This is a genomic window from Paraglaciecola sp. (assembly GCF_039943935.1).
Taxonomy (GTDB): domain Bacteria; phylum Pseudomonadota; class Gammaproteobacteria; order Enterobacterales; family Alteromonadaceae; genus Paraglaciecola.
Genome location: NZ_JBDUZQ010000021.1, coordinates 88,490 through 108,580, shown reverse-complemented (window position 1 = coordinate 108,580; position 20,091 = coordinate 88,490). Strand labels below are relative to the sequence as shown.

Below are 20,091 nucleotides of genomic sequence, written 5' to 3'. Positions count from 1 at the left end.
CATGTTCAATCATAAGGGCTTTTCTTTGGTCGAAGTATTGGTCGCGTCACTTGTAATTGTTCTGGGGGTGACAGGTTATGTTACGTTACAAAGTCAATATGTGGTTGCCAATTCCAATCTAAATTTACGAAGTATAGCTATTCGACTTGCTACGGATAAACTTTCTGATCTGCAACTTTTCGAGCAACTAGGAGGCTCCGGTTTAAGTTATAGGTCAGTAGGTGATAATACCGGTGGCAGCATACCGTTTGGAGACAAAGATATATTGTTATCGGCTAATCTGGCACAAGCCCACTCATTTAATATTAGTTGGCAAGTAAACGAATACTTTTATGTAGATAGTGATTTTGATGGCTTTTGTGATAAGTGGGTTAAAAGTGGTGAACAAGGCTATCCTGATCCTGAGCCGCAGTATTCAGACTTAAAATCTGTCGATGTAATTATAGAGTGGATGGATTTGGCTGGGTCGCAAAAAACATTTCTACTTTCTGGAGTTGTACCCTCTGTAGCCCCGGGAAATAGCTTTCAAGCTTTATACAAAACATCAAGCTCAACGGCACTTCCTTAGTTCATTAAAAGAGATAGCCTTCTCTTCTTTGCTATGTCTATTATGAAGGTAAATTTTGATCAGATAAAAATATATACCTTTAGACGGTCCCTCATAACTTAAATTTAAAAATTTTAGATAATATAGTTCAAGTAAGACAGGATATGCATGTCTTTTATTTTACTTTGAGAGTGGACTGTGAAAAACAAACAAAAGACAAATTCCAAACGTGCTCAATATGGGCTGGGTATGATCGAAGTGCTAGTCACTTTGTTTATACTATCAGTTGGCTTGTTAGGTGTGGCGTATTTGCAGTTTGTTGGCTCTTTTACAAATTCAGAAGCGCTGAGCCGGTCTCAGTCTGTGTTAGTTGCACAGCAACTTACAGAAAGGCTGCGGGCTAATGCTACCTTTTCTGCAATAGGCAATGGATTGATTGTTGACAACACCTACTTTGATCAAGATATCTACAACTTTGAGACCTTAAGTTGCACTTCTGGTCTTCCTCATGAGTGTTACTGTCTCGCGCGGCCTTCAGCCATTCCCAACTGCAATGATAATACGTGTACTGAAGCGGAAGTTGCTGAGTTTGATGGATATGAGGTTTCATGTTCTGCTGTCGCAGCTAATCCAGAACTAGAGATATCTTTAAGTTGTGAAGACAACAATAATGGTGATTCGGCAGCTTGTAGCGTGGGCTCCAAACATATAGTGAAATTAACTTGGCCTGTTGAAAACTGGCAAAATATAGACCGTACTGTTAATAGTGAATGTAACTCCAGTAAAAGTACTCCACATGAGTGTGTTTTGGTTGAGGTAACATTGTGAGAGAAAAAAGGAAGCAATCTGGTTTTACATTAATTGAGTTAATGATAGCCCTTGTTCTTGGGTTAATTCTATCTTCATCTATCATTCAAATTATGATTAGCAATAATATGACAGAACGCTTGAATAGAGCTATTGCATCTGCACAAGAAAACGGTCGTTTCATTATCGCAAGAATGCGAAATGAGCTATTGATGACAGGGCGTTATGACACTTTACAACCTACACTGAACGCGGATGTTGATACGATAGTTGAATCTGCTTTTGTTAAGAACAACCCTGTGCCTTTAGTTGGTGACTTTACAAATGCAGCAACAAAAGGGTCGATTGAAGGTGCTGATGGAGCCAGTGACATTCTAATGGTTGGCTTTCAGGGATTACAAGATTGTCATGGAAACAAGCATAGCTATTTAACTGATGAAGAGTTTTATGTTGTAAATGAATATTTTGTTGAAGATAGTACTTTAAAATGTCGGGGATACGACGGTAGAGTTTTAAGAGGCCTTAAAGCCTCTGCATCTACAAATGATTCGTATGCAATTTTAGACGACGTATATAGCTTTCAAGTACAATATGGTGTGACTGATACACTTACATCTCAAGACAACTCTGCCCGTCCTGTTAAGTTTATTGACGCTGACACCTTAGGTGCTGAAAAAGCCGCGGGATCGCAAGTTGTAGCTATTCGCTTAGCTATTTTGTTGAAAGCCGATTCAGAAGTGTTAATTGATCCGGTTCCCCTCTTTAAACTGTTTAGTGAAGATTCAATACAACCTTCAGAGCAAAGGCTCTATAAACAATTTGAAACCACTATCACCTTGCGTAATAGCAAAAATTTTATTCGAAGTAGAAATATATGAATTATGTACCCTTAAAAAAACAGTCTGGCATGGTAATGGTTTTTGCTCTTTTAATTTTAATGAGTATGACCATTTTAGGCGTTTCTTCAGTTTCAAGTAGTTTAATGCAGAGTAAAATGGCGTCATCTATGCAAAGTCGCTCTCTAGCATTTGACGCCGCAGAATCAGCCATCGCTGGCGTCATGTTTGAGTCAGAAGATGAAGTTATTCTCAGTGACGATGATTTAAATGACCCTCTCTCAGAGGCTCGTTCAGGCGTAGCGCTTGACCTAGAAATCCAAGAGTTAAGTTGTTTTGAAGATGCGACATGGACAAATAGAAGTCTTACAAAAGATGGCTTAACTCAAGGTCAACAACATGTTTCTCAAGGCAATTACTCTGATTCGCCTAAAGTAAATAGTTGGTCTAGAGCTGCATTTGTAAGAGAGCAACCTTGTGTTGGTTCTAGTAATGTTATAGGTGGAAGTAACATTAATTGCCATGTGTTTATAGTCAAAGGATGTGGACAGCTAGAAGATAGTAATTATGCAGTCGCAAACTCTGTAAATGCTTCTGTTTTTGCTCCGGCAACTAATTAAGTGGAGAACGATATGACTTTTAATAAAATGCTTGGAGTTGTGCTGTTAACATGTTCATTTTGTTCTTTTATAACTTTGGCGGATGACTTAGAAATATACTTGGGTACCGCTGGAAATGAGGTGACGTACGATCCAAATGTTTTGTTTATAATGGATACCTCGGGCAGTATGACTGGTAAAGACGGAACCTCAGAGACTAGGATGTTACGGGTACAAAATGCTCTTAAAGAAACTCTGAATTCAGTAACAAATATTAACGCTGGGCTAATGAGGTTTTCAGATTACGGAGGACCAGTTTTATATCCTGTTAGACCAATAGATGATCCTGTATCCCCTGAGATAATTACGTCAATAATTCAAAGTACTGATGATGCATACGAACTATCATCATATGTTGATACTAGTAGTAACATATTAAAAATGTCCGAAGGTTTAAATAAAGTTACTTTGGGGCTTAGGTTTCAGGCACTTAATATCCCAGCGGGTGCAACTATTACCAACGCTTATATTCGGTACAACTCTGAAAATTTTGATAGCAGTGCAACTAATTTAACGTTTAGTGGGGAGTTGGTTGGGGATTCAACGACCTTTACTACTGCGAATAATGATATTTCTAACCGTACAAAAACAAGTAACTCAGTGATATGGGAAAATGGCAATGCTTGGCCTGTTTCAGGCGAAACCATTTCTAGTCCTGACTTGAGCAGTGTGATTCAAGAAATTGTAAATCAGTCTGATTGGTGCGGTGGTAACTCTCTTAATATTATTGTAGAGGGAGAAGGACTTACTTCAAGTAGTGCAAGATTAGCTACTGCGTTTGAAGAGGGGAATGGTTTAGGGCCACAGCTTGTTGTTGTATATGATGACGATACGGCGACAGGTTGCGTAACAGGAAGTTTAAGTTATCAGGTGGCTTCACAAAATGATAATGCTGAAGAACGTAATGATGGTTATGAGTCTACGGGAACCGAGCTCACACTTAAATCAAGCTCAAATGCATATATAGGAGTGCGTTTTAATAATGTAACCCTACCTCAAGGAGCTACTGTTTCGAATGCTTATCTTGAGTTTACAGCATATCAAACGAGCTCTTCAACTACTGCTAGTTTCAATATATCCGGTGTAGATGAAGACGATCCTAATAACTTTAAAAGCTACTCTAGATATCTATTAAAAAATAAAAGTAAAACAGCATCGGTGCCGTGGACAAATATTTCCAAATGGACAAAAAATTATAGCTATCAAAGCCCTTCTGTTGCCTCAATTGTCGAAACTATTGTAAGTCGCCCAGGATGGAATTCTGGCAATGACATGATGTTTGTTTTTTCTGATTTCGTTGGAACGCGAGGTGGGTTTACATACAATGGTAAGCCCTCCGGAACAGTTCGTTTGATTATAGAATATCAAGGCGCTGCCACACCAGGTAGCACCTCTACTGTAAGAGAATATCTAGTTAGTCAGGTAGACTCTCTAGCTGCCAGTGGTTTCACTCCCATTGTTGATACCTTATATGAAGCAGCCAGTTACTATGGTGGTTTAGATGTTTATTACGGGTTAACCAGAGGTCAAAGTGGTGTCTCTAATACTGTTAGAAAAAACACTAGAGTAAGCCATCGTCTTTCATACGCGGGGAGTGATTCTGTATTACCTAATGGCTGTACTGAAGATAACCTGAGTAGTAGTGATTGTATAAATGAATATATTCCAAGTGGCGCTAAATATATTAGCCCTGTAGTGGATAAAGTCTGTCAGACTAATAATCACATAGTATTGCTTTCAGATGGTGTCGCTAACTATAACCATAGCGTAGGAGAAATTGAGTCGTTATTGGGGCAATCATGCTCAGGTAGTGGTGGTGAGGAGTGTGGGGTAGATCTCATAAAAAATATTGGCGATGGTGATGACTCTAAAATTGAAACACGAGTGTTCACACATACCATTGGGTTTGCTGCTAGTAACACTGCAAATGACTTTTTGAGTGACCTTGCGCTACATGGAAATGGTGGATTTTATACTGCCGATAATACGGAAGACTTGGTCACTGTTTTTCAATCTATTTTAAAAACCGTAAAAGATGTTAATGCTACCTTCGTTTCGCCAGGTGTGGCTGTAAACCAATTAAATAGGCTAACTCATAATGATGAGTTGTATTTTGCTTTGTTTAAACCTGCAGAAGGGTCGCTTTGGCCTGGTAATGTTAAACGTTATCGTTTAGATGGCTCAGACATACTCGATAAAAATGGCTTGAATGCCATTGATAGTGTGACAGGTTTTTTCAACGATAATGCACATAGTTTTTGGTCATTACTAGAGGATGGTAATGATGTACGTGAAGGTGGTGCGGCGGGTCAAATGGACTTACCAAGGAATGTGTATACCTTTGAAGATACCGGAACCATAATTAAAACAACTAATGTGTTAGATGAAGATAACAACGAAATTACGATTGATGATTTGGCTGTAGGAACAACAGCTAACCCTGAAGAAACCCGAGAAGTTTTATTGAAATGGGCGCGGGGCGTTGATGTCAAAGACGACGATAATGACGGTAGTGCTACCGACGTTCGATTATCTATGGGCGATCCTATACATTCTCAACCTGTAATCGTTAATTACTCTACCACAGATAGTGCAGTGTTAGTGGCTACTAATCATGGTTTCTTGCACTCATTTGATCCTGATACAGGTGAAGAAAATTTCGCCGTTATTCCCAAAGAATTATTAATAAACTTGTATGACCTCTACCAAGATTCATCAACGTTTAGTCACATATATGGCTTAGATGGCGATATGGTCTTACGCACAGAAGGTTCAAATATCTACCTGTATGTTGGGATGCGTCGTGGCGGTGACAATTACTATGCTTTCGATATCACAAACAAAACTTCACCAAAGCTCATGTTCAAAATTGATGGTGGTGTTGGTGACTTTGCTAATTTAGGGCAAACCTGGTCTAAACCCACTATTACTAAAGTTAAAGTTGGGACGGCAATAAAGAATGTTTTGATATTTGGTGGCGGCTACGATGAAGACCAGGACAGCAAAGCTGTACGAAGCGCCGATTCAGTAGGTAACTCTGTGTTTATAGTCGATGCTGATAGCGGTGATTTGATTTGGTCTGCAGGCAAACAAAATGCTGACCTCATCCTAGATGATATGGAATATAGTATTCCAGCACGAATTTCAGTTATTGATAGAAATAATGATGGATTGGCTGATCATATGTATGTTGTAGATACAGGCGGGCAGTTGTTTAGGTTGGATATTATGAACGGCGAGTCGGTGAGCGACTTAGTTAGCGGCAGCTTACTTGCTGACTTTGGTGGTGAAACCGAAGAAGACAATAGGCGTTTTTACTATGGTCCAGATGTCGCTGAAATTAATCTTAGTTCAGATTTATACTATGCAGTAACGTTGGGGTCTGGGTACCGAGCTCATCCATTAGATGACGTTATTAACGACCATTTTTACATGGTAAAAGATACAGGTATCTTTAATTTCGATGAAAGTGGGTATTATACCTATCCAAGTACTGCAATTGGATTAAGTGACTTATATGATGCAACAGACCACTTGCTTACTTCCTCTGATTCAGCAGCGCAGCAATTGGCTACAGACGAGTTTGCGGATTTAGATGGTTGGTATATACGACTAGACTCTGGTGGAGAGAAAGTACTAGCATCTCCATTAATACTCGACTATCAGGTGGTGTTTACCACGTATCTGCCAGCTACAGCTAATGAAAGTTCATGTGCGCCACCAACAGGTAATAGCAGAGCCTATTTGGTTGAACTTACTAATGGTAATGCTGTTGTTGACCTCAATGATGATACGTATACAGAGCACGAAGATAGATATGCATTATTGAAGCAAACAGGTATCGCTCCAGAAACAAAGATCTTAATAGAAGACATTATAAATCCCGTCATATGTTTAGGCACTGAATGCGCATCCACTGTAATTGAGCTAGATGAAGATGGTAATCAAGTTAAGTGCGGGTCAGATTTCGAGTGCCTTGCAGAAAACATATACAGTAACTTTGAAAGAGTGCAGCAAAGTAGCTGGAAAACAGAGACAGAAAGAGAGTAATTAATAAAATGAGACCAAATAATAAAGTAAAAATGAAAGGGTTCACCCTAGTAGAGCTGATGATTACAGTTGCAATTGTTGGGATCATTACCGCCATTGCATTTCCTAGTTATCAAGGCTTTATAACAAGCACTAACCGAGGTGCAGCCCAAGCTGATTTAATGAGTTTAGCATCAGCTCTTGAAAGGCATAAAGCAGCATCATTTACCTACAAAGCGGCGGCAGAGTCATCTGCTGATACAGGTAAACCAGAGATCTTTCATCAACATTCACCATCGAATGAACCTTACGATGACCGTCAGTATGACTTATATATTAGTGAGGCAAGTGGCAGTGCTTATGTTATAGATGCTCGACCTGTTACCGGTAGCCTTCAGGCTTCAGATGGCAAGCTTGTTTTTTATAGTGATGGCAGAAGAGCGTGGGACGAAAACAACAATGGTAGTATTGGTAGCGATGAATATTGTTGGAATTGCTAACTGACAAGTACTAATTTTTAGCTGTGGATAGCTTGAACGCGACCCACAGCACCATCTTCAAGTTTAACTTTTATTCCATGGGGGTGTTGTGGTGAATATTGTTAATATTCTTGCTACATAACCTTCTGTTAACTTGCCACTGCTTTGATCTTGTTTCATAACAATAGAAACCATATCACCTATTTTTATATTTGCACGTTTATTACCTTCCATTTATATACCCCTTTAATCGTCGCTTGTTTTATCTTTAAATTCACACAAATCTTCTATGATACAACTACCACAGCGTGGTTTACGGGCAACACAGGTATACCTACCATGTAATATTAACCAATGATGAACGTCAACTTTAAACTCAGCAGGCACCACTTTCAGTAGTTTTTGTTCTACTAAATCGACGTTTTTACCCATAGCGAATTTAGTACGGTTAGAAACACGGAAAATGTGGGTGTCTACCGCTATGGTAGGCCAGCCAAAAGCAGTGTTCAGAACGACATTAGCAGTTTTGCGTCCCACACCAGGCAGAGCTTCTAGGGCTTCTCGGCTCTCGGGCACTTCACCATTATGCAAGTCTACAAGCATTTGGCAGGTTTTCATGGTGTTCACTGCTTTGGTGTTAAATAAGCCAATGGTTTTTATATAGGACTTTAAGCCCTCTAGCCCAAGATCTAATATGGCTTGAGGAGTATTGGCAATCGGGTATAGCTTATCTGTTGCTTTATTTACCCCAACATCGGTAGCTTGTGCCGATAAAAGCACTGCTATAAGCAGTTCGAAAGGGGTGCTGAAGTTAAGCTCTGTTGTAGGGTGAGGATTGGCATCTCGCAAGCGAGTTAATATTTCTAGGCGTTTTTGTGTATTCATGTTTTAGTCTATATTTAACTGCTTTTCGTCTAGTTTTCTGTTGTTACTCTAGCCCGCTCAACTACTTTTGTTTCTTTGTTCACTGCAAAAAGGTTTTCCATATGGCTATCAAGTACATTTTTTAAGGCGATTAACAAACCCATACCTAGGAACGCCCCTGGTGGCAAAATAGCTAATAAAAATGGACTATCTGTTTCAAACACGGTGACTTTTAAGCTGGTGGCCCAATCACCCAAAAGTAGATTCGCCCCATCAAATAAAGTACCGTAGCCCAATACTTCACGAAACCCACCAAGTAATATTAATACCGAAGTAAACCCCGTCCCCATCATTAAACCATCAAATGCTGATTTACCAACAGTATTTTTAGATGCGTAGGCCTCCGCTCGGCCAATAATGGCGCAGTTTGTCACGATAAGGGGGATAAATATCCCTAAAGCTTGATATAACTTAAAGGTGTATGCGTTCATTAAGAGTTGAACTATGGTTACAAAAGCAGCAATTATCATTACAAAAATAGGTATTCTAATTTCACTCGGAACCCAGTTTCGTATTATAGATACACACGTGTTGGAACCAACTAGCACTAAGGTCGTAGCAAGCCCTAACCCCAAACCATTGGTTAGCGTTGCTGTAACCGCAAGCAATGGACACAAGCCAAGTAATTGCACCAAGGCCGGGTTGTTTTTCCAAATGCCTTGCCAAGTTAACTCTTTAAGCTCATTCATCGTTAGAAACCTTTTGAGTGGCCTGCTGGGTAATTGAGCAGCCATTTACCTTGCTTGAGATATCTATTTGATTAGCGAGGTAATATTCGACGCTCTTTTTAACTGCATTAACAACTGCTCTTGGGGAGATAGTTGCTCCTGTAAATTGATCAAATTGACCACCGTCTTTTTTAACATCCCAATTTGACGATAACTCGTCTGAAAAGACTTTTTCATTAAAAGACAATACCCAGTCATTTATTCGTAAATCAATTTTATCTCCTAAACCTGGCGTTTCTTTGTGCTTGATTACGCGGACTCCGGTCACCATAGCTTCACCTGCAACAGTTGCTGCCTTTATGCCTACCAATAACTCTATTTTTCCGCTATATCCATCAGGCGCAGTAGTCTCAATGGCTACTGCTGTAGGCTCACCTTCTAGTGTTGCTCGATAGATGTGCTTTGGTAACTTATCACCGAGTAAAGGAGCTGAACTTACAATAACGCAATCAAACTGTATCTGGTTATCATAAGAATCTCTGTCAATTACAGCATTCAGTGTAGCTAATAATTTCTTTTGTTTTTGAGCGGCAATTTGTTCTACTGTCCCAAAATAAGTGATAGATATTAAAGCCGTAGTAAGTAGCGCGAATAACGCTAAAATAATGCCATTTTTCCCCATGGAGTTCTTGATAGTAGTGGGCGTTTCTGGTTGTGCCTCCACTTGATCACTTTCATGTTCATTCATTATTTGCACCTCGCTTCTTAGTGTTGCTATGACCATAAGTACGAGGTCGTGTGTAATAATCGATAAGTGGCACAGCCATATTCATTATCAAAACGGCAAAAGCCACTGCATCTGGGTATCCGCCCCAGGTGCGAATAACGTATACCCAAAAGCCAATTGCGGCCCCAAATACTAATCTACCTTTGTTGGTTGTACACGCTGATACCGGATCTGTTGCAATAAAAAATGCACCAATAATGATACTGCCATTTAAAAGGTGAAATATGCCAGAAGGGTAAATATCAGCGTCAAAAATTGACATCATAACCGCACAAATTAATGTCGCGGCCAACATACCCGCAGGTATGTGCCAAGTAATGACTTTTTGCTTGATAAGATATAAACCACCTAATAAATACCCCAGGCTTATCCAGCTAGACGCGACTCCTATGCCAGGGACTAAGCTATCAAAAATTGGCAGCTCGATACTTTCAGAGTAAGTTAAATTCTGTGCAATGGCTGTTTTTACTGTATCTAATGGTGTGGCCATGGTGACACCATCATAATTAGTTTTTAGTTGCGCAATACTAAAACCGTCTACACTAAAGCTTGTAAAAATAACATATAAGGCATCATGAAAATTGTGACCATACTGTGCCAGCCCTGTAGGAGGGATCCATTGTGTCATTTGAACCGGAAACGAAATAAGCAGCATGACGTAAGCTGCCATAGCGGGATTAAATACATTAAACCCTAAGCCACCATATAACTGTTTAACGATGGCTATTGCAAAAAAACTACCAATTATCACAACCCACCAAGGGGCAAATGGAGGGAGGCTTATCGCTAGTAACACGGCTGTTAAAATAGCACTGTAGTCTTTAATCGCACTTTCAAAATCTTTCTTACGTAACTCCAAAATGGCAGCTTCTGTCACCACTACGGTAATAATTGCTAACATTATTTGAATTAGGGTTCCCCAACCAAAAAACCAAGTTTGCAATAAGATCCCTGGCACCAAGGCAATAATAACCAAGCGCATTACCTGACCGGTATTTCTGCGGACATGTTGGTGCGGAGAGCTGGCTAATTTAAAATTCATGATTTATCGTCTTCTGTATTCTGTGAAGCATCTTTTAGGGCTTTTTTTGCTTTTGCTTTTGCCACTGCTGCTGCAATTCTGTGTTTCTTTAACGCTAATGCTTGTGATTCACTATGAGTATTTTCACTTTGTTCTGGTGTTACGGATTTTGATGTCGGCTTTATCTCTTTTGATTCTGAGCTTTCTATAATTTGTTGCTTTGCCTGTTTTTTTGCCTTAGCTTTAGCGACGGCAGCGGCCACTCTTTGTTTTTTAAGTGTTAGTTGCTGAGCTTCAATATCTTCAACTTCTTCAACCGGTGAATCATTTACCTGAGTTGCTTGTAGGTCTTGTCCAATTCTTTGGGCTTGTTTCTTGGCTTTCGTTTTGGCAATAGCAGCTGCAATTTTTGCTTCTTTATCAATAGCTTTTTTTTCCGATATTTCTTTCGCGTCAGCTGCTTCATCAGAACTGCGTTCTATATTTTTGCCTTTAGGAAAACTTTCTTTTTCCTTAGTTTCAGCATTTGACTCGTCTTTAGTGAGTGTTGTTGACGCTAAAGCTTGTTTAGCAGCCTCTTTTTTAGCCTTAGCTCGAGCAATAGCCGCTTGAACTCTTTCGTTAGAGCTTGCTGGCGTGACAGTTTTACTTTCAGGCACATCATTCATTTCTGTTTCAGCTGCCATACTCGACTTATTTTCTATTGTTACGTTTGCTGAATCCAATTTTTTGGCTTTGGCTCTTGCCAAAGCGGCAGCAATTTTATCTTTTGCGTTATTGCCATTATCAGACATAGCTTGTTTTCTTGCTTCAGCTGCTAGGCGATGTTTTTCATCTCTGGCTTTTTGTTCAGAGATTAATCTAGCCGCTCGTTTTTCAAAGCGCTCTCTGGCCTTGTCTGCTTTGACTCGTTCTTCTTGTTCTATTTTTATCTCTGATTTCGCCACTCGGTAGTAATGAACTAGAGGGATATCACTTGGGCAAACATAGGCACATGCGCCACATTCAATACAATCAAATAAATTGTAATCTTGCGCCTTGTCTAATTCTTTGCCCTTAGCATGCCAAAATAGCTGTTGGGGGAGTAAATTTGCTGGACAAACGTCTGCACACGCACCACATCTTATACAGGCTTGCTCCTTTCGTGTTTGGCTTTCTTTGGCGTCAGGTAACAAAATGCAGTTAGTAGTTTTCACCACAGGGACATTTTCATCTGTAATACTAAAGCCCATCATAGGGCCACCCATAATGGCTTGGGTCGCTTCTTGAGCCTTACTGTTGTAGTTTGCTTCATCAAATAAATGAGACACAGGTGTGCCAATAGGAGCCCAAAAATTCCCCGGGGTTTTGGCTGCTCCACCGGTTACCGTTACGACTCTTTGTACTAAGGGTTTCCCTGAAAAAATCGCATCAGAAACTGCAAAACAGGTGCCCACATTATGCATGAGAACCCCCACATCAATAGGTAAGCCTTTTGCTGGAACTTCTCTGTTGGTTAACACCTGAATTAGTTGCTTTTCGCCACCAGCAGGATATTTAGTGGGAATAGTAACTACTTGATAAGTAGAATTTTCTTTACAGGCCACTTCCATTGCTTCTATGGCTTCAGGCTTGTTATTTTCTATGGCAATAACAACACATTTTGGCGTTAGTAGGTGACACAAAATATCAATCCCTTGCCTAATTTGCCACGCGTGTTCTCGCATTAATCTATCATCGGATGTAATGTAAGGTTCACACTCGACACCATTGATAATTAAAAATTCTACAGGCTTAGTTGTGCCTATTTTTATGTGAGTTGGAAATCCTGCTCCTCCCATGCCGTTGACCCCGGCATTACAAATGGCAGCAATTACGTCCATCTTAGATTGTTTTTGATAATCAACCATAGGCTTGAGTGGCAACCATTTGTCTTTTTGATCAGTCTCAATTGTTATCGTTAATTCAGGCAACCCAGAAGGGTGGGCAGAAACATGTTCACCTATAGATATTATTTTACCAGAACTTGGGGCATGTACTGGCACCGCAAAGGGGTTAGAACTTTTAGTAAGTGGTTCACCCTTTAAAACGACTTGTCCTTCACAAACAATCAGTTGGCCTTCGATGCCTATATGTTGTTTAACCGCCACATACAAATATTTAGATAAGGGTAACTGTGCAATAGGGGTCTGATTCGAAAGTTCTTTCTGCTCAGCAGGAAAGACCCCTCCATGAAAATCCCAGAGCTCGTTTTTATCTAACTTTTTAACTATATCATCGAAGTTATTTTCCATACTTATACTTAGTTCACCTGCTTAATGGGTATACTTTTATCGATATCCCAGCGCCAAGTTGCAGTGCTAGGTGGAACAGGAACCATATCAATACAGTCTACAGGGCAGGGGGCAACGCATAAATCACAGCCGGTACATTCATCAGCTATAACCGTATGCATTTGTTTAGCTGCACCTAAAATGGCATCAACCGGGCAAGCTTGAATACATTTAGTACACCCTATACATTCATTTTCACGGATAAAAGCGACTTTTTTAACATCTTCTGTGCCATGGGCTTCGTCAAGAGATTTAGCCTCAACTCCCATCAAGTCAGCAAGTTTTTTAATTGTGGCCTCACCACCTGGTGGACACTTGTTAATATCATCGCCATTGGCGATAGCTTCTGCATAAGGCTTGCAACCAGGATAACCACATTGCCCACATTGGGTTTGTGGTAGGATTTCATCTATTTGTTCAACTAACGGATCCCCCTGCACTTTAAATTTTACAGCGGCATATCCTAATACTAAACCAAATATCAGGGCTAAGATCCCAATGGCACACAATGCGGTAAAAATGGCAAAACTTAATGACATTAAAATTTCACCAAGCCAGTAAATCCCATAAATGCTAACGACATTAACCCTGCTGTTACCATGCCTATAGATGCTCCCTTAAAAGGTTTTGGTACATCTGCTATAGCCAACCTTTCACGCATAGCTGAAAATAATATGAGAACTAAAGAAAAGCCTACTGCTGCACCAAAACCATAAATAATAGACTCTACAAAATTGTGATCGTGATTGATATTAAGCAAGGCCACCCCAAGCACGGCACAATTGGTAGTAATTAGTGGTAAAAATATTCCTAGTAGACGATACAAGGTGGGGCTGGTTTTATGCACTACCATTTCAGTAAATTGTACAACAACAGCAATAACAAGAATAAAGCTTAAGGTGCGTAAATAGCCCAAACCTAGAGGCAATAAAACGTAATGTTCTACTAAATAACTAGATAAAGAGGCAAGGGTGAGAACAAATGTTGTTGCCATGGACATACCGATAGCCGTCTCTAGCTTTCCTGACACTCCCATAAATGGGCATAAGCCGAGAAATTGTACTAATACAAAGTTATTGACTAGAACTGTGCCGATTAAAAGTAGTAAAAATTCACTCATCTTAAATGGTATGTGCCTGAGGTTGTTATTTAGTACCCATTATCTTTATTTCAGAGCATATTAACAACTTGATATTCAATTGTTTATTTGGAAAAGTCGAATAGTGAGAAAAAATTGTAATTTATTAAGATAAAGACGATTGTGACTGGAGTGTAGAAACTTGAATTGGCTCCCCCTCCCCGACTCGAACGGGGGACCTGCGGATTAACAGTCCGTCGCTCTAACCAGCTGAGCTAAGGGGGAATTCAATTTGCGTTGAATACAAATTATAAAATTTATTTTCTGTTTGCGATAATTGGCTCCCCCTCCCCGACTCGAACGGGGGACCTGCGGATTAACAGTCCGTCGCTCTAACCAGCTGAGCTAAGGGGGAACATATATCGCCACTTCAAAACAGGTGATTAGTAAACCAAGCTGCTTTTCAACGGTGGCGAATCTTAATGAGCATACCGCTCCCTGTCAATACTCGGTGGCAAGTATTTTAATGTTTTTAATGAATTAATTTTTTATGGCAAAATCATTGTTTTATTTTTGTGCAAATCGTTTAAATTCTAAGTGTTTTTACATAAAGACTATTTTTTTATTTTGTTATAGCTATTTGTTATTAATAATGTGTTGAGTGCTGTAGTTAAATACAGTGTTTAACGAAACTGTAACCTTTGAAGGCACTGCAAAAGGTTAGTGATTACCAACTTAAATTTTGAGGTAACCTATCTTCACGCAGCGTAATATAAAGAGCCTAGGCAGTTATCCACTTAACCTGTGGATAAGCCTGTGTATTAAATTGTAACTGGATCGAATTAGATCACTGATTCCTTGTCAATAGATCAAATTAAAAAGATCTTATTTATTTTAAAAACCCTTTAAAATCAATGGTTTAATTTTTTTTAAGAAACAGGTATGAATAAAAAATAAAGATTATATTTTTATTTACAATTTCTTGTGTGTTGTTTTTAAAGAAAAAAATAAAAGTTGAGTTATATCTGCGTTTTAAAATTCGAGATTAGGGGTGTCTTTTTTGGTCATTTTATAATATGCCTCTGCCACTTAACCTAAATAGTATAAAAGTGTCAAAAATTAGACATAAATTATGTCTTTCATTTGCTACACTTTAGTTGTTTTTTAAATTAACAATTAAATAACATTATTTACTATTAAATTTGCCAATAATTCAGTCTAAATCGCGTATTATAAATCACAATTATCATGTCTCGCTGTCATTAGACAGATTTGAAATTTAACTAGCCATTTTACTGTCATATATATGATCCGATCTTTAGTTCTATTTCTATATAAAACCTATTCAAAATATAGTGAGTATCTTTAGTCTTGAAAACACAAACCAAGCAGCCCCCCGATTTGTTAAATAGCAATATTACTGTCACGCTCCGAAAAATGACCACGCCTATGATAATTGGCATGGTAGTGATGATGACATTTGGTTTAGTTGATACTTTTTTTATCGGTATGTTGGGCACCCAGGAGCTTGCTGCGATTAGTTTTACTTTTCCTGTTACTTTTACTGTGATTAGCTTGAATATTGGACTAGGCATAGGCACTTCTGCAGTGATTGCAAAGTTATTAGGAGCAGGGAAGCAAAATCAAGCAAAAGAAACAGCTAGCGGTGCATTGATGTTGACTATGTTAATGGCTGTTGTGCTTGCATTAGTCGGTGTATTCACTATTGACCCTATTTTTAGACTAATGGGTGCAGATGATTCTCTATTAACATTTATTCGAGAGTATATGGTGGTTTGGTATGGCGCTGGTATCTTTCTATCAATACCTATGGTGGGTAACAGTGTACTTAGGGCCGCAGGTGATACAAAAACTCCAAGTATTGTTATGGCAACCAGCGGTGTTATTAATGTGATTTTAGACCCTATTTTAATTTTTGGTTTTGGACCAATATCAGGAATGGGAATTCAAGGGGCAGCTCTTGCGACACTTATAGCGTGGGCGCTGGCGGTTGTTTACATACTCTATATTTTGGCGATACAACGACAGCTAGTAGAGCCTAGGTTGCTTAGTTGGCAAGAATTGAAACGTAGTTCAGGTGATATTTTGAAAATAGGCCTGCCGGCTGCAGGTGCTAATATGCTGACACCCATTTCAACGGGCGTGGTAACGGCGATTGTTGCGGGGTATGGTCCTTTCGCAGTTGCAGCCTGGGGAGTAGGGGGGAGGTTAGAGTCCATAGCATCGATAGTTGTATTGTCTTTGTCCATGTCACTGCCTCCTTTCATTAGTCAAAATTTAGGGGCGAATAAATTGGAGAGAATAAGTGAGGCTTTTTCAGTATGTGCTAAGTTCGTGTTGCTCTGGCAGGCACTTATTTTTATATTGATTGCATTACTGTCTAAGATGATCGCTGATATTTTCACTTCTGAGCCAGAAGTCGTCACAATTATAGTTTTATTTTTAGTTATTGTCCCTCTTGGCTATGGTTTCCAAGGACTTACAATTCTAGCAAATTCGTCTTTTAACGCGATGCATATGCCAATGTCTGCTCTTCTTCTCAACATTATTAGACTCTTTGTATTTATTGTACCTTTTGCTTTTATTGGTAGTTATTACTTTGATTTAGTTGGGCTATTTTGGGGGGCTGTCGCCGCAAATGTTATTATTGGATGTATTGCGTTTATATGGTTTAAAAAAGTATTAAAAACACATATGGCAGTTGAAAATATGAAGAGAGAGTTAATATGAGCAGAGCATTTGAAATCTCGTCAGACTATTCACCAGCAGGGGATCAGCCTTCCGCCATAAAAGCGTTAGTTGAAGGTTTGGAAGATGGACTTGCTCGGCAAATTTTACTAGGAGTAACTGGGTCAGGTAAAACGTTCACCATGGCAAATGTTATTGCGAAGGTGCAACGGCCTACTTTAATCCTAGCCCACAATAAAACATTAGCGGCACAGTTATACGGTGAAATGAAAGAGTTTTTTCCGAACAATGCAGTAGAATATTTTGTCTCTTATTATGATTATTATCAGCCAGAAGCATATGTACCCTCCAGTGATACCTTTATCGAGAAAGATGCCTCCATTAATGAACATATAGAACAAATGCGTTTGTCAGCTACAAAATCGTTAATGGAAAGACGAGATGTCATTATTGTGTCAAGTGTTTCTGCGATCTACGGTTTAGGTGATCCAGAGTCTTATATGAAAATGTTAGTGCATTTTCGTCAAGGCGATATTATGAATCAAAGGGATATCTTAAGACGTTTAGCTGAAATCCAGTATACCCGCAATGATATCGCTTTTGAGCGTGGCACTTTTCGTGTTCGTGGTGATGTAATTGATGTTTTTCCAGCAGATTCTGAACGTCATGGTATTCGTGTTGAATTGTTCGATGAAGAAATAGAAAGGATCAGTATTTTTGATCCCTTAACTGGAGCAGTAGAAAAAACAGTTACACGTGCGACTGTGTTTCCTAAAACTCATTATGTGACACCTAGAGAAAAGATTCTAGATGCTATAAAACATATAAAAGTCGAGCTAAAAGAACGTCAAGAGCAGCTTAAGTCTGTTAATAAACTTGTGGAAGAGCAAAGAGTATCGCAGCGCTGTCAATTTGATATGGAAATGATGCAAGAGCTAGGTTATTGCTCTGGTATTGAAAATTACTCTCGTTATTTGTCAGGCAGAAATCCTGGCGATCCTCCTCCTACACTAATTGACTATTTTCCTGCTGATGGTTTGATGTTTATAGATGAGTCTCACGTTACTGTTTCTCAAATTGGAGCTATGTACAAAGGTGACCGCTCACGCAAGGAAACATTAGTTGAGTATGGTTTTCGTTTGCCATCCGCCTTAGACAACCGGCCGTTAAAGTTTGAAGAGTTTGAACAAATTACACCACAGACTATTTATGTGTCTGCTACCCCAGGTAAATTTGAACTAGCTGCTGCTCCAGACGACATTGTAGAGCAGGTTGTAAGGCCTACTGGGTTAATTGATCCCGAAATCGAAATACGTCCAGTTGCGACTCAAGTTGATGATTTACTCTCTGAAATTCATATTTGTGTTGCTAAGAATGAGCGAGTTTTAGTAACCACGTTAACCAAACGTATGGCCGAAGATCTCAGTGATTATTTAGACGAGCACGGTGTGAAAGTTCGCTATTTACATTCAGATATAGATACAGTTGAACGTATTGAGATCATTAGAGACTTACGTATTGGTAAGTTTGACGTGTTGGTGGGTATTAACTTACTTCGAGAGGGGCTAGATATGCCAGAGGTGTCATTGGTTGCAATACTTGATGCCGACAAAGAAGGTTTTCTGCGCTCTGATAAATCACTGATACAAACTATGGGAAGGGCCGCTAGGCATATTAATGGTCGAGCTATTTTGTACGGAGATAGAATTACAGGGTCAATGCAGCGTGCGATTGAAGTCACAGAAGAGAGGCGTGAAAAACAAATTGCTCATAACCTAGCTAATGGAATTACGCCGCAACAATTAAATAAACCAATTACCGATATAATGGATTTAGGAGATGGCTCCTCTGATAACAAAGTCAAACTCAGGTTGGTTGCCGAAACTAGTAAAAAGTACCAAGCTTTAAGTACGCCACAGATTTTGCAGAAAATTACTGAATTAGAGAAAGTCATGTTTAAGGCTGCTAAAGAGCTAGAATTTGAAAAAGCGGCTAGTTTGCGAGATGAAATTGAAGCATTTCGGGCTCAAATTGTAAAAAATGCATAATTTTTTTTATTCCTCTAATGCTATATAGAACGGGACTTGAGTAAGATTTTAGGCACTTAGAAGTAGGAGAGATTACATATTAAGCTAAAATTTACGTTGTAATCCTCTCAAGCCTTTTTTAATATGGGTATTAGTATCAATAAACATACCTATATATGGATGCGCCATGTTAAATCGCCTTCAAGAATCAGATATCAAATTACTACGAGTTTTTTATGCCGTAGCCTCATGCAATGGTTTTACTGCTGCTGAGCCAGTGCTTCGTATGCAGCGTCCTAATATTAGTGCTGCAATTAAAAAATTAGAAGAACGTTTAGATTTAGTATTGTGTCACCGCGGTCGTGGTGGCTTTCAAATGACAAAAGAAGGCGAAGTGGTTTTCCAAGAAACCAAACGCATATTCAACTCTTTTGATAATTTTGTGTTTAACTTAAAGAGCTTGCACGATGATTATTCTGGCCATATTACATTGGTAATGATGGCTGGTTTTCCATTGTCATACCATCTGGCAGTTAGTAAGTCTGTTAAAAGTACCATGAAAAAGTTTAATGACATTCATGTCAATATTCAGACTAGATTGTATAATGAAGTAGAGCATGTTGCTCTGTCAGGTGAGTGCCATCTTGTACTGTCAACTTATGATATGGTTAAACCTGAATCGGTCACGTTCCATCCTGTTGACCTTGCATGTAAAGGCCGCTTGTATTGTGCGCCGTCACACCCTCTAGCAAAATATAAAGATGGTTTGCCAGCCAGCATTAATATTAGTGATTATCCTGCGATAGGTATTTCTGGCTTGTCATCTGCAAATTATATTAGTGATGATATACGTATGGGTATACAAACATTTTCTGATTCCTATGATGCGTGTTTATCGGCAGTTATGACTGGTGAATATGTGGGCTTGTTACCTGACTATATGTTAACGAATCAAGCCGCCGGATTAGGATTGGTGCCAGTTGGTGGTAATATGTTCGAATTTAGTCATGACTTGTTTGTGATGAATGGCAAAAATACTCGTTTAAATCCAGTGCTTAGGCATTTGATTAAAGAAATCACTTACTTTATTCAGCAAGTTTAAGTTCATTCTAAACTTTGTAGAGTGTTAACTTCTGTAACACTCTACAGACTCTCTACTTCTTCGCCTCTCTGCAGGTAGTAATTCTACTTATCGAATATAAATAACT

Annotated in this window: 16 protein-coding genes, 2 tRNA genes and 1 pseudogene; 9 read left to right on the top strand and 10 right to left on the bottom strand. The window is 39.2% G+C overall.

The window, feature by feature from the left end; translation table 11 throughout:
* Position 1 precedes the first annotated feature (1 nt).
* The 6 genes from ABJD71_RS12500 to ABJD71_RS12475 all read left to right on the top strand — a co-directional run bounded on the left by ABJD71_RS12500 (position 2) and on the right by ABJD71_RS12475 (position 7,378).
* Entirely contained in the window at positions 2–568 is a 567-nt protein-coding gene (locus ABJD71_RS12500; protein ID WP_348169664.1) for a prepilin-type N-terminal cleavage/methylation domain-containing protein, read from the top strand.
* Between the two features lie 177 nt (positions 569–745).
* Entirely contained in the window at positions 746–1,375 is a 630-nt protein-coding gene (locus ABJD71_RS12495; protein WP_348169661.1) for a prepilin-type N-terminal cleavage/methylation domain-containing protein, read from the top strand.
* Positions 1,372–2,232 carry a PilW family protein gene (locus ABJD71_RS12490; protein WP_348169657.1) on the top strand — a complete coding sequence of 287 codons (861 nt, stop codon included), beginning with the start codon at positions 1,372–1,374 and terminating at the stop codon, positions 2,230–2,232. Before ABJD71_RS12495 ends, ABJD71_RS12490 begins: the two co-directional genes overlap by 4 nt.
* Positions 2,229–2,810, top strand: coding sequence for a PilX N-terminal domain-containing pilus assembly protein (locus tag ABJD71_RS12485; RefSeq protein WP_348169654.1), 582 nt, complete (start codon positions 2,229–2,231; stop codon positions 2,808–2,810). Before ABJD71_RS12490 ends, ABJD71_RS12485 begins: the two co-directional genes overlap by 4 nt.
* Before the next feature lie 27 nt (positions 2,811–2,837).
* On the top strand, positions 2,838–6,899 hold the full coding sequence (locus ABJD71_RS12480) for a PilC/PilY family type IV pilus protein (protein WP_348170492.1): 4,062 nt from the start codon (positions 2,838–2,840) through the stop codon (positions 6,897–6,899).
* 8 nt (positions 6,900–6,907) lie between these two features.
* Positions 6,908–7,378 (top strand): type IV pilin protein, encoded by a 471-nt coding sequence (locus ABJD71_RS12475; RefSeq protein ID WP_348169651.1) that lies wholly within the window; start codon positions 6,908–6,910, stop codon positions 7,376–7,378.
* A gap of 17 nt (positions 7,379–7,395) precedes the next feature.
* On the opposite strand, the pseudogene ABJD71_RS12470 reads toward ABJD71_RS12475, so the two are convergent.
* From ABJD71_RS12470 to ABJD71_RS12425, 10 genes and pseudogenes are all read right to left on the bottom strand, one after another.
* Positions 7,396–7,591, bottom strand: a pseudogene (locus ABJD71_RS12470) (YwbE family protein).
* Between the two features lie 12 nt (positions 7,592–7,603).
* Entirely contained in the window at positions 7,604–8,242 is a 639-nt protein-coding gene (gene nth, locus ABJD71_RS12465) for an endonuclease III (RefSeq protein ID WP_133468463.1), read from the bottom strand.
* 29 nt (positions 8,243–8,271) lie between these two features.
* Positions 8,272–8,970 (bottom strand): electron transport complex subunit E, encoded by a 699-nt coding sequence (locus tag ABJD71_RS12460; RefSeq protein ID WP_348169648.1) that lies wholly within the window; start codon positions 8,968–8,970, stop codon positions 8,272–8,274.
* Entirely contained in the window at positions 8,963–9,643 is a 681-nt protein-coding gene (rsxG, locus tag ABJD71_RS12455; RefSeq protein ID WP_348170489.1) for an electron transport complex subunit RsxG, read from the bottom strand. Before rsxG ends, ABJD71_RS12460 begins: the two co-directional genes overlap by 8 nt.
* Before the next feature lie 46 nt (positions 9,644–9,689).
* Complete coding sequence (rsxD, locus tag ABJD71_RS12450; RefSeq protein ID WP_348169645.1) at positions 9,690–10,778, bottom strand: electron transport complex subunit RsxD; 1,089 nt, start codon at positions 10,776–10,778, stop codon at positions 9,690–9,692.
* Entirely contained in the window at positions 10,775–13,030 is a 2,256-nt protein-coding gene (gene rsxC / locus ABJD71_RS12445) for an electron transport complex subunit RsxC (protein WP_348169642.1), read from the bottom strand. The genes rsxD and rsxC overlap by 4 nt, the downstream gene beginning before the upstream one ends.
* A gap of 8 nt (positions 13,031–13,038) precedes the next feature.
* Positions 13,039–13,608 (bottom strand): electron transport complex subunit RsxB, encoded by a 570-nt coding sequence (gene rsxB / locus ABJD71_RS12440; RefSeq protein WP_348169639.1) that lies wholly within the window; start codon positions 13,606–13,608, stop codon positions 13,039–13,041.
* A complete protein-coding gene (rsxA, locus tag ABJD71_RS12435; RefSeq protein WP_348169636.1) occupies positions 13,608–14,189 on the bottom strand; it encodes an electron transport complex subunit RsxA in 582 nt (193 codons plus the stop codon). The genes rsxB and rsxA overlap by 1 nt, the downstream gene beginning before the upstream one ends.
* A gap of 166 nt (positions 14,190–14,355) precedes the next feature.
* Positions 14,356–14,432 (bottom strand) — tRNA-Asn (locus ABJD71_RS12430).
* A 53-nt stretch (positions 14,433–14,485) separates the two neighbouring features.
* Positions 14,486–14,562 (bottom strand) — tRNA-Asn (locus tag ABJD71_RS12425).
* A 1,022-nt stretch (positions 14,563–15,584) separates the two neighbouring features.
* Here ABJD71_RS12425 and ABJD71_RS12420 point away from each other — a divergent pair.
* The 3 genes from ABJD71_RS12420 (at position 15,585) to ABJD71_RS12410 (ending at position 19,985) form a co-directional block, all read left to right on the top strand.
* Complete coding sequence (locus ABJD71_RS12420) at positions 15,585–16,898, top strand: MATE family efflux transporter (RefSeq protein ID WP_348170486.1); 1,314 nt, start codon at positions 15,585–15,587, stop codon at positions 16,896–16,898.
* Positions 16,895–18,904 carry an excinuclease ABC subunit UvrB gene (gene uvrB, locus ABJD71_RS12415; protein ID WP_348169633.1) on the top strand — a complete coding sequence of 670 codons (2,010 nt, stop codon included), beginning with the start codon at positions 16,895–16,897 and terminating at the stop codon, positions 18,902–18,904. Before ABJD71_RS12420 ends, uvrB begins: the two co-directional genes overlap by 4 nt.
* Before the next feature lie 166 nt (positions 18,905–19,070).
* Entirely contained in the window at positions 19,071–19,985 is a 915-nt protein-coding gene (locus ABJD71_RS12410; RefSeq protein WP_348169630.1) for a LysR family transcriptional regulator, read from the top strand.
* Positions 19,986–20,091 lie beyond the last annotated feature (106 nt).